Raw genomic sequence first — 11,263 nt, forward strand, 5'->3', positions numbered from 1 at the left:
CCACGGGCGCTGGCCGAGCAGGTCGACGACCTCGCGGCACGGTCGACCGGCCGGATCCGCGGCGTCGCCGGGTCGGCACAGAGCCCGCCGTCGCCGAGGAGCTGCTCGCCCGGGCGAGGGAGGGGGACTCGGTCGTGGGCGGGCTCATCACGTGCGCCGGGGTGCCCGAACCGGCGGGGTCGTCGATCCTCACGGTGTCCCACGCCGACTTCGCCGACCTCATCGACGCCCACCTGGGCACGGTGTTCGCCCCCTGTCGCGTCTTCGCGCCACACCTGGTGGAGGCGGGCTCGGGCGCGATCGTCACCACGTCGTCGTTCGCCTGGAAGGGCGACTACGGCGGGACCGGCTACCCGGCCGGCAAGGGCGCCGTCACCTCACTCACCATGGCGATCGCGGCGGAACTGGCCGAGCACGGGGTCCGGGCGAACGTCGTGTGCCCCGGCGCGCGCACCCGTCTGTCCAGTGGTGAGGCCTACGAGGAGCAGATCCGGGACCTGGGGCGCCGGGGAATGCTCGACGAGCTGAGTGTGGCCGGGGCACTGGACCCGGCGGGCCCGGAGTACGTCGCACCCCTCTACACCTATCTCGTCTCCGACCTCTCCGCGGGGATCACCGGGGGCGTCTTCGCCGGGTCGGGCGGCTTCGTCGGACGATTCCCCACGCCGGAGGCGCAGATCCTGGCGTACCGCGATTTCCACTCGCATGCGCCGTGGACGCCCGAGGAGATCGACGGCCTCCTCCGGACGTGAGCCGCCTCGGGACCCGCGTCGCGTGGCGGCCGCCCGCGGACCGCGCACCGGACGGGGACGACCACCTCGTCGTCGTCGCCCGTCCTCGCACGCCCCGGACGGCGTCCACCGTCAGCGCAGTGCGTCCTCGCGGAACTCACCGGGGAAGTCCACCGACGGACCGTTGTCGACCTCGCCGCGGCGCAGCTCCACCCGCCTGATCTTGCCGGAGATTGTCTTGGGCAGGTCGGTGAACTGCAGGCGCCGGACCCGCTTGTAGCCGGCCAGGTGGGTGCGCGAGTACTCGAAGATCTCGCGCGCCGTGGCCTCGGTGGGCTCCCAGCCGCCGGCCAGGACGACGAAGGCCTTGGGCACGCTCAGCCGCACCGGGTCAGGGGAGGGGACGACGGCGGCCTCGGCGACGGCCGGGTGCTCGAGCAGCACCGATTCCAGCTCGAACGGCGAGATCCGGTAGTCGGAGGACTTGAACACGTCGTCGGTGCGCCCGACGTAGGTGATGTAGTCCTCCGCGTCGCGGGACCCCACGTCGCCGGTGTGGTAGAAGCCGTCCGCGTAGGCGGCGTCGGTGCGCTCGGCATCACCGTGGTAACCGACCATCAGTCCAAGCGGGCGGGGATCGAGGCGCAGGCAGATCTCGCCCTCCGCGCCGTCGCCGGCGAGCTCCCGACCGGTGGCCGGGTCGACCAGCACCACGTCGAAGCCGGGGCACGGGCGGCCCATCGAGCCGTCCTTGATGGGCTGGCCCGGGGTGTTGGCGATCTGCACGGTGGTCTCGGTCTGGCCGAACCCGTCGCGGATCGTCACCCCCCACGCGTCCCGGACCCGACCGATGACCTCGGGGTTGAGTGGCTCGCCGGCGCCCACCGCCAGGCGGGGCGGGACCTGCAGCTGGGTCAGGTCGGCCTGGATGAGCATTCGCCACACGGTCGGGGGGCAGCACAGGCTCGTCACGCCGCAGCGGTCCATCTCGCGCATCATCGCCGCGGCGTCGAAGCGCGAGTAGTTGTAGATGAACACGCACGACCCGGCGATCCACGGGGTGAAGACGTTCGACCAGGCGTGCTTGGCCCAGCCGGGGGAGGAGACGTTGAGGTGGACGTCGCCGGGCTGGAGGCCGATCCAGTACATGGTCGACAGGTGGCCCGCCGGGTAGGAGGCGTGCGTGTGCTCGACGAGCTTGGGCTTGCTGGTGGTGCCGGAGGTGAAGTACAGCAGCAGGGTGTCGTCGGCGTGGGTGGTGTGGGTCGGTTCGAAGTCGGGGGAGGCGTCCATCGCTCCGGCCAGGTCAGTCCAGCCCGCCGGCGTGCCGCCCCGCTCGTCCCCGCCGACCGAGATGCGCTGGTAGTCGCCGGAGATGTCGGCGAACCGTTCGGCCAGCTCGCCGCGCGCGATGACGTGCTTGATGCCGCCGCGCGCAATGCGGTCCCGCAGGTCGCCCTCGGCGAGCAGCGTGGTGGCGGGGATGACCACGGCACCGAGCTTGATCACCGCCAGCATGACGTCCCACAGCTCCACCTGGTTGGCCAGCATGAGCAGGATGCGGTCGCCGGGCTCGACGCCCCGCTCTCGCAGCCAGTTGGCCGTCCGGTCGGACCGGACCCGCATCTCCTCGAACGAGTACTTGGCCTCGGTCGGGGCGCCGCCGCCGTCGTTCTCCTCGACGATCCACAGGGCGGGGTCGTCGTTCCCCTCGGCCTGGACGTCGAACCAGTTCAGTGCCCAGTTCCACTCGTCGAGCTCGGGCCAGGCGAAGCCGTCCCGCGCGGCGTCGTAGTCCAGCGCGTGTGCCTGGAGGAAGTCGCGGGCGGCGCGGAACCGGACGGTGGCCTCGGTGGGCAGCGGGGGCATGGATGCTCCTGTCGACGGAACGTGTGAGTGAGTCAGCTCACAGTAGGTCTGCGGCGGGGCGCGGCGGTACACCCGAAAGGGGAGGGTCCGGGGTCGATCGGGCCCCGGCTATGGATTACTAGGAGTTGCAAGTATATGGTGATGGGCATCACGGGACAGGGGTGAGCGGGCTCAGACGCGCGCCGCCCCACTGAGGAAGGGACGTCCATGTCGGATCTCAGGCAGGTCGAGCACTACATCAACGGCGCGCGGGTCGCGGCCACCGGGGGGCGGAGCCAGGAAGTGCTCAACCCCAGCACGGGCAAGGCGCAGGCGGTCGTACCACTGGCCACCACGGCCGAGGTCGACGACGTCATCGCCAAGGCCGCCGCCGCGCAGAAGGCGTGGGCCGCGCAGAACCCGCAGAAGCGCGCCCGCGTGCTCATGCGGTTCGTGGACCTGGTCAACCAGAACATGGACGAGCTCGCCGAGCTGCTCGCGATCGAGCACGGCAAGACCACGCCGGACGCCAAGGGCGACATCCAGCGCGGCCTCGAGGTCGTCGAGTTCGCGATCGGCATCCCGCACCTGCTCAAGGGCGAGTTCACCGAGAACGCGGGAACCGGCGTGGACGTCTACTCCATGCGCCAGCCGCTGGGCGTCGTCGCCGGCATCACCCCGTTCAACTTCCCGGCCATGATTCCGCTGTGGAAGGCCGGCCCGGCCATCGCCTGTGGCAACGCGTTCGTCCTCAAGCCTTCCGAGCGGGACCCCTCCGTGCCGGTGCGCCTGGCCGAGCTGTTCACCGAGGCGGGCCTGCCGGACGGCATCTTCCAGGTCGTGCACGGCGACAAGGAGGCCGTGGACGCGATCCTCGACAACGACACGATCCAGGCGGTCGGCTTCGTCGGATCCACCCCGATCGCGCAGTACATCTACGAGAACGCCGCCCGCACCGGCAAGCGCGCCCAGTGCTTCGGCGGCGCCAAGAACCACGCGATCATCATGCCGGACGCCGACATGGACCAGGTCGCGGACGCCCTGGTCGGCGCCGGTTTCGGTTCGGCCGGCGAGCGCTGCATGGCCATCTCCGTGGCCGTCCCCGTCGGCGAGGGCACGGCCGAGGCGCTCCTCGAGAAGCTGCTGCCCAAGGTCAAGGACCTCAAGGTCGGCCACAGCCACGATCCGCAGTCCGACTACGGCCCGCTGGTGACCCCCGAGTCCAAGGCCCGGGTCCTCGACTACATCGATCAGGGCGAGAAGGCCGGCGCCGAGCTCCTCGTCGACGGTCGCGGTGTCGGGGCCTACACCGGCGAGTTCAACGGCGAGGACATCTCCGAGGGCTACTACGTGGGCCCGACGCTCATGGACAAGGTGACGCCGGACATGAGCGTCTACACCGACGAGATCTTCGGCCCCGTCCTCGTGGTGGTCCACGCCAAGGACTTCGAGGAGGCGCTGAGCCTGCCCAACGACCACGAGTACGGCAACGGCGTGGCGATCTTCACCCGCGACGGCGACGCCGCCCGCGAGTTCGTCTCCCGCGTCGAGGTCGGCATGGTCGGCGTCAACGTGCCGATCCCGGTCCCGATCGCGTACCACACCTTCGGTGGCTGGAAGAAGTCCGGATTCGGCGACCTCAACCAGCACGGCCCGGAGTCGATCAAGTTCTACTCCAAGGTCAAGACCGTCACGCAGCGCTGGCCGTCGGGCATCAAGGACGGGGCCGACTTCAACATCCCCACGATGGACTGACCGGCTCGCCCCAGGAGAGGAACACCCATGTTCACCCTTGATGACGACGACAAGGTCATCGTCGACGCCGCACGCGACTTCTCGGACAAGCGGATCGGTCCCAAGGCGCAGGAGTGGGACGAGACCCACCACTTCCCCATGGACGTCCTCCGCGAGGCCGCCGGGATGGGCATGGGCGCGATCTATGTCTCCGAGGAGGTCGGCGGCAGCGGGATGCGTCGACTGGACGGCGTGCGGATCTTCGAGCAGCTCGCGCGCGGGTGCCCGTCGGTGGCGGCGTACCTGTCCATCCACAACATGTGCGTGTGGATGGTCGACGAGTTCGGCACCGACGAGCAGCGCCGGCAGTGGATCCCCGAGCTGGCCTCGCTCGAGAAGTTCGCCAGCTACTGCCTTACCGAGCCGGGCGCCGGGTCGGACGCGGCGGCGCTGCGCACCAAGGCGGTCCGCGACGGTGACCACTACGTGCTCAGCGGCACCAAGCAGTTCATCTCCGGGGGCGGCCAGTCGGACGTCTACCTGGTGATGGCCCGGACCGGGGAGGCCGGCCCCAAGGGCATCTCGGCGTTCCTGGTCCCGGCCGACTCGGACGGGCTGAGCTTCGGCCCCGACGAGCGGAAGATGGGCTGGAACGCCCAGCCGACGGCGCAGGTGATCATGGAAAGCGTCCGGGTTCCGGCCGCCAACCTCATCGGCGGCGCGGACACCGGCGGGGCGGGGCTCGGCTTCACCATCGCGATGCGTGGACTCAACGGCGGGCGCATCAACATCGCCGCCTGCTCGCTGGGCGGGGCCCAGGAGGCGTACTCGCGGGCCGTGGCACATGTGCGGGACCGCGAGGCGTTCGGCGGTGCGCTCATCGACGAGCCGACCATCCGGTTCACCCTGGCCGAGATGGCCACCGAGCTGGAGGCCAGTCGGCTCCTGCTGTGGCGCGCCGCCGCGGCGCTGGACGCCAAGGAGCCGGACCACGTCGAGCTGTGTGCCATGGCGAAGCTGTTCGTCACCGACCGGTGCTTCGACATCGCCGACCGGTCGCTGCAGCTGTTCGGCGGCTACGGGTATCTATCCGAATACGGAATCGAGAAGATCGTGCGGGATCTGCGGGTGCACCGCATCCTCGAGGGCACGAACGAGATCATGCGCGTCGTCGTCGGCAGGGCCGTCGCCGCGCGCGGACTGGGAGCGTAGGAATGACCAACGAACTGCCGACCGTCGCTTTCCTCGGCCTGGGCAACATGGGCGGTCCCATGGCGGCCAACCTCGTCGGTGCCGGCCACGAGGTCCGCGGTTTCGACCCGGTTCCCGCCGCGCAGGAGGCCGCGCGTTCGGCCGGCGTCACCGTGTGCGAGACGCCGGCCGAGGCGGTCCGCGGGGCCGGCGTCGTCATCACGATGCTCCCCAACGGCGCGCTGGTCACCTCCACCTACGACGACGTCCTGGGGGAGGCGGAGGCCGGCACGCTGTTCATCGATTCGTCCACCATCTCGGTCGACGACGCCCGGGCGGTGCACGCCAAGGCCGTCGAGGCGGGGATGCTCCAGGTGGACGCCCCCGTCTCCGGCGGTGTCAAGGGCGCGACCGCGGGGACGCTGGCGTTCATGGTGGGCGGGGAGGACGAGGCGTTCGCCGCGGCGCAGCCGGTCCTCGAGCCCATGGCGGGCAAGGTCATCCACTGCGGCGCCGCGGGGGCCGGCCAGGCCGCCAAGGTCTGCAACAACATGGTCCTGGCCGTCCACCAGATCGCGATCGGCGAGGCGTTCGTGCTGGCGGAGCGGCTGGGGCTCGAGCACCAGGCCCTGTACGACGTCGTCACCGGGGCCACCGGCAACAGCTGGGCGCTGCACACCAACTGCCCCGTGCCCGGCCCGGTGCCCACCTCCCCGGCGAACAACGACTTCACGCCCGGCTTCGCCACGGCCCTGATGAACAAGGACCTGGGACTGGCACTGGCCGCGCTGGAGAGCACCGGAACGGTCGCGCCGCTCGGTGCGGCGGCCGCGGCGCTGTACGACGAGTTCGCGCAGGACAACGGTGGCAAGGACTTCAGCGCCATCATCACCAGCATCCGCGATTCCGCGCGGAGCTGACCGTCTCCACTCTCGGGAGCTGACCATGACCACCCTTCGACCCAGTGATTCGGACGCGGTCCTCGGCGCCCTGCGACGCGCCCGGCAGGAGTCCGGTCTGCCGATCGTGTTCGCAGGGCAGGCCGACGGCGAGACGGCGAAGCTCAGCCGCTTCATCGGCGTCCGCACGAACTCCATGCAGGGTCTGGCCGTGGCCAAGGGCCGGGGGCTCGGTGGGCACGTCATGGCGTCGGGGCGTCCCGCGACGGTCCGCGACTACGAGGAGTGCTCCAGCATCACGCGCGACTACGCCGATGCGGTGGAGCAGGAGGGCCTGAGGGCCATCATCTCGGTGCCGGTGATGGTCTCCGGCGTCGCGCGGACGATCCTCTACGGGTCGGCGCGCGTGGCCACCCAGCTCGGCGACCACGTCGCCAGGACGTTCAACTCGGTCGCCTCGGACCTCGCCGCGGAGTTCCAGGTCAGGGACGAGGTCGACCGACGGCTGCGGATGGCGGACCTCGCCGCCGCGGAGCACTCCGTCGGCTTCGAGGCCGCGGACCGCGAGCAGCTGCGGGTCCTCCACGGAGAGCTACGGGCGATCGCCGCTGAGCTGGGCGATCCGGCACTGCGCGACCGTCTCCTGGCCGCCGGGTCCGCACTCGCCGGCGTGGGACGGGCGCCCGACGCCGGTGACATCCCGGTCCCCGCCAAATCGGTGCTCTCGCCGCGCGAGATCGACGTGCTGGCCCAGGTCGCTCTCGGCTGCTCGAATGCCGAGGTGGGGGCGCGGCTGTCGCTGTCCCCGGAGACCATCAAGGCGTACCTGCGCAACATCGGCACCAAGCTCGGCACGCGGTCGCGGATGGAGTCGGTGGCGCGCGCCCGGCTCCTCGGCGTCCTGCCCTGAGCCGCCCCGACAGGCCGGCGGCCCGGAACGGCGGCGCGTGCCGGCAGGTCACCCCGTCGGGGACCCCTGGTCCTGCCACGACACCCGGACCCCTGTCGCGGGACGGGTGAGCATCCGCGTCCACGGGAAGGTGAGATCGTCGGGATCCCGACTGATGCGCACCTCCGGACGGCACATCGCGGCCACCGCGGCGGACAGGGCGGCCACTGCGAGCTTCTCGCCGGGACACCGGTGTCCGGTGCGGACACCCGCCCCGCCCTGCGGGACGAACGCCTCGAGCTGCTCGGCGTCTGCGACCCCCATGAACCTCTCGGCGTCGAACGTCGAGGCGTCGTCCCAGTGGTTGGGGTCGGTGTCGGTGCCGAGGAGATCCAACAGGACCCGTTCGCCCCTGCGCACCGGGCACCCGTGCACCTCGAAGTCCGAGGTGGCCATCGCCGGCAGCATCGGTACGAACGGGTAGACGCGCCGGACCTCCCGGGCTAACGCGACGGCCTCCGGGACATCGGAGAGCCGGCCCGCGGCCGAGGAGGCCTCCCGGATCCGTGCGGCCCACCCGGGATTTCCCGTGAGCGCGACTGCCGCGAACGCGGCGAACCGGGCCACCGCCACCGTCGGGCGGGTGAGGTTCTGCAGCTCCACGGCGGCGGTCCGGTCGTCGACTGCAGCGCCGTCGGAGTCCCGCAGGTCGGCCATGGCCGCCAGGACCGAGTCGGGCTCCGCGCGCAGTCCGCCGGTCCGCACCGCGCGGATCAGGCCGGTGGCCCAGCGGTCCAGCCGGACGCGCTCGACCTCGGCGACCGGGTTGGTCGCGACCTTTCCGAACGAGTCGAGGAGCCTGCTCATCTGCCGGGCCCGGCGATCGGCCTCCGCCGGGGCGAGCAGGAGGCCCGCCCAGCGGAACGCCGCCCGACCGAACGCCGTGGTGGTGTCGTCGTAGACCGTGCCGGTACCGCTGCGCGCCCAGTCGCCGAGCATCCCCTCGAGTTCACCGGCGACCAGCTCGGAGAACCGTGCGGCGCGCTCGTCGTCATAGGCCATGTCGGCGAGTGCGTTCTCGCGTACCTCGTGCGCGCGGCCGTCGAGTCCGTGGACGGCGCCCGGGCCGAAGAGGGGAAACCGGATGAACCCGGGCATGGCGCCGTCGCGCTCGACCTTGTAGCCGTTGTAGAAGCTCGAGAGCCCTCCACACCCCGCAGCAGGTCCGCGGCGTCCCACGAGCCGCAGTCGGACCGGGGCCTACGAACCGGGGGAGACCCCGCTCGCTGTCGTACCCGCGAGGCGGAGAGCTATACGGACTGGTGGGAAGTCGAGGGCTGGTCGCTGAGCACTCGTGGGGGGAGGGGGGCCGAGGCATCGGGCGCGCTTCTTCGGGCTGGTTGTCGGCGTCTCGCTCGTCTTCCGAGGGTCATTCGCGGCGGTGCGCTTCCAGTCCCGCGGTGCCTGGGTCGCCCGGCCACTACGTGATCCGGATCACCGACCATCCACTTTCGGGTGTATCGGGTGTGGTCCCAGTCACATACCTTTTCCTCAATCGACGTTCACTCGTCGGGGAACACGTCCCGCGCCAGGGCCCCCACCCGGCGCCCCACGAGACTTGGAGTTGTCTTGACAGCCACGAACCTCCCCGCTGGGGGTACGGCGCCACAGTCGCCGAACCCGTCAGCGGAGCCCAAGAAGACCTCGCTCACGAAGGTGGCGGCGGCCTCCTCTATCGGAACGACGATCGAGTGGTACGACTTCTTCATCTACGGCACCGCCGCGGCGCTGGTCTTCCCCACTCTGTTCTTCCCAGGCCAGGATGCGGCGGCGGCGACGCTCTCGTCGTTCGCGACCTTCGCGGTCGCCTTCTTCGCGCGCCCGGTCGGCGCCGCGCTCTTCGGCCACTTCGGCGACCGCATCGGTCGTAAGCGCACGCTGGTGTGGACGCTGATGATCATGGGCGTCGCCACCGTGTTCATCGGGCTGCTGCCCGGGTACGGCACCGGCGCGTTCGGAATGTTCGAGGGCGGTATCGGCATCTGGGCCCCGACCCTCCTCGTGGTCTGCCGGTTCTTCCAGGGCTTCGCGGTCGGCGGCGAGTGGGCGGGCGCGACGTTGCTCACCGCGGAGTACGCACCCCAGGGCAAGCGCGGGATGATGGGCATGTGGCCCCAGCTCGGTGTGGCCTTCGCGTTCTTCCTCTCTTCGGGGACGTTCCTCCTCTTCTCCCTGATCGCCGGCGACGGCGCCGACGTCGACAGCCCGTTCATGCAGTACGGCTGGCGCATCCCGTTCCTGCTCTCCGCCGTCCTCGTCCTGATCGGGCTGTGGATCCGCATCTCGATCGAGGAGACCCCGGTCTTCCGTCAGACGCAGGAGCGTCAGGCCAGGGAGGCCGCCGCGACCGAGGCCGCCGACAAGGCCGCGAACCGGGCCCCGGCCCCCAAGACGCTGCCGTTCGCCGACGCGATCCGCCACCAGTGGAAGGAGATCCTCATCGCCGGTGGCGCGCTCACCTCGCTGTTCTCCCTCTTCTACATGGGCACCTCGTTCCTCACGAACTACGCCACCAAGAACCTCGAGCACACGCGGCCCTTCGTCCTCGGCATGGGCATGCTCGCCGCCCTGATCTTCGGTGCCGCCATCGCACTGTCCGCCATGTACTCGGACCGGATCGGCCGCAAGAAGGTCATCGGCACCTCGGTGGCGCTGGCCGTGGTCTGGACGCTGTTCGTCTTCCCCATCCTCGACACCGGGTCGCCGATCGCGTTCGCAGTGGTCCTCTTCGTCACGCTGATCATCTTCGGTATCGCCTACGGTCCGGCCGGCGCGCTCCTGCCCGAGTTGTTCCAGGCCCGCTACCGCTACACCGGTGCCGGCCTCGGGTACAACCTCGCCGGCATCCTCGGTGGCGCACTGCCCCCGCTGGCTGCCGCCGCCATGGTCGCCGCGGGCAACACGCTCGGTGTCGGAATCATGCTCTCGCTGCTGTCCGCCATGTCCATGCTCTGCGTGGTGGCCATGACCGAGTCCAGCAAGAACGAGATGCACGCGGACTCCGAGATCATCGAGGACCGCGTCCTCGCCACCGAGGTGCCCTGACCCGCCTCTGACGGAACCCTGTGCTGAAGGCCCCGAGCGGATCCGTCCCACGAACAGCCGCGCCCGGCCCCACCCGAGAGGGGGCCGGGCGCGGTGTCGTGTCCGGGGTCCGGCGATCGCCACGGTCACACAGACCGGCGGTGGCGGGGAGCGGCCCTCCCGGCCGGGCCGGGTCGGTCAGAAGTCGCCGGCGGACCGGCGAAGCGCGGCGATGGCCTCGATGAGCGCCACCTGCTCGTCCTCGTCCATCCCCGGGTCGGCGAACACGCCGGAGTTCAGTGCCGCGGTCGCCTCGGCCACCACCTGCCTGCCCTCGGCCGTGATCTCCACGAGGGTCGTCCGCCCGTCCGTCGGATGCGGCCGTCGCTCCACGAGTCCCGCGTCGAGGAGGCGCTTCATGGCGCTGGTGACGCTGGTGACGTGTACCTGGAGGCGCTCCGAGGCCTTGGTGATGGGCAGCGCTCCGGAGCGGGAGAAGGCCAGCAGCCGGAGGAGTTCATAGCGGGGAAACGACAGGTTCCACGGCCGTAGAGTTTCCTCGACCCGGGCCAGGAGGATCTGGTGCGCCCGCATCACGGAGGTCACCACCGTCATCCCCTGCGCGGCGTCCGTCCAGCCCTCTCGCTCCCAGTTGGCGCGGGCCTGGTCGATGCGATCGGGGATCGGGGCGGTCCTGGGGGGCAAGGCTCACTCCTGTCGGACGCGGCGGTGGGATGATGGGCAGTCTATCCACACCAACCAGGAGGTTCAGGCGCCGTGGGCGATTCCGATGCGCAATCCCCGCCGGTGGCGACGACGGCCGGGGCGCCCCGGGTCCACGACCGCGCGGCGCAGGTGATCGCGGCCGCCGGCGGCCGGGTGCCGGA

General features: G+C 70.8%; 9 protein-coding genes. 6 read left to right on the top strand and 3 right to left on the bottom strand.

All coding sequences use genetic code 11. The features are described 5' to 3' along the window. Nucleotides 1-752, top strand: a 752-nt coding sequence (locus G6023_RS08750) for an SDR family NAD(P)-dependent oxidoreductase (protein WP_182635029.1), incomplete at its 5' end; no start/stop codon positions are given. 111 nt (nt 753-863) lie between these two features. Here G6023_RS08750 and G6023_RS08755 read toward each other — a convergent pair. Further along, entirely contained in the window at nt 864-2,600 is a 1,737-nt protein-coding gene (locus tag G6023_RS08755) for an AMP-binding protein (protein ID WP_182635031.1), read from the bottom strand. A gap of 207 nt (nt 2,601-2,807) precedes the next feature. Here G6023_RS08755 and G6023_RS08760 point away from each other — a divergent pair, with 207 nt between their 5' ends. Genes G6023_RS08760 through G6023_RS08775 form a run of 4 tightly spaced genes read left to right on the top strand, consistent with a single transcriptional unit; the run spans nt 2,808 to nt 7,313 of the window. Then, the gene (locus tag G6023_RS08760; RefSeq protein WP_159148488.1) at nt 2,808-4,334 is read left to right on the top strand and encodes a CoA-acylating methylmalonate-semialdehyde dehydrogenase; all 1,527 of its coding nucleotides are present in this window, start codon (nt 2,808-2,810) and stop codon (nt 4,332-4,334) included. Nucleotides 4,335-4,361: 27 nt separating this feature from the next. Beyond that, a complete protein-coding gene (locus tag G6023_RS08765; RefSeq protein ID WP_182635033.1) occupies nt 4,362-5,525 on the top strand; it encodes an acyl-CoA dehydrogenase family protein in 1,164 nt (387 codons plus the stop codon). A 14-nt stretch (nt 5,526-5,539) separates the two neighbouring features. Then, nucleotides 5,540-6,424, top strand: a complete 885-nt coding sequence (mmsB, locus tag G6023_RS08770; protein WP_182635041.1) for a 3-hydroxyisobutyrate dehydrogenase — start codon at nt 5,540-5,542, stop codon at nt 6,422-6,424. A gap of 25 nt (nt 6,425-6,449) precedes the next feature. Next, on the top strand, nt 6,450-7,313 hold the full coding sequence (locus tag G6023_RS08775) for a LuxR C-terminal-related transcriptional regulator (protein ID WP_182635035.1): 864 nt from the start codon (nt 6,450-6,452) through the stop codon (nt 7,311-7,313). Between the two features lie 48 nt (nt 7,314-7,361). On the opposite strand, the gene G6023_RS16290 is transcribed toward G6023_RS08775, so the two are convergent. Further along, on the bottom strand, nt 7,362-8,531 hold the full coding sequence (locus G6023_RS16290; protein ID WP_347570749.1) for a cytochrome P450: 1,170 nt from the start codon (nt 8,529-8,531) through the stop codon (nt 7,362-7,364). Nucleotides 8,532-8,921: 390 nt separating this feature from the next. Here G6023_RS16290 and G6023_RS08785 point away from each other — a divergent pair, with 390 nt between their 5' ends. Continuing rightward, the gene (locus G6023_RS08785) at nt 8,922-10,397 is read left to right on the top strand and encodes an MFS transporter (RefSeq protein WP_182635037.1); all 1,476 of its coding nucleotides are present in this window, start codon (nt 8,922-8,924) and stop codon (nt 10,395-10,397) included. 177 nt (nt 10,398-10,574) lie between these two features. Here the strand turns inward: G6023_RS08785 and G6023_RS08790 are convergent, their stop codons facing one another. Next, nucleotides 10,575-11,081, bottom strand: coding sequence for a MarR family winged helix-turn-helix transcriptional regulator (locus G6023_RS08790; RefSeq protein ID WP_182635039.1), 507 nt, complete (start codon nt 11,079-11,081; stop codon nt 10,575-10,577). Between the last annotated feature and the right edge of the window lie 182 nt (nt 11,082-11,263).

This window comes from Dietzia sp. DQ11-71 (assembly GCF_014144995.1).
Lineage (GTDB): Bacteria > Actinomycetota > Actinomycetes > Mycobacteriales > Mycobacteriaceae > Dietzia > Dietzia kunjamensis.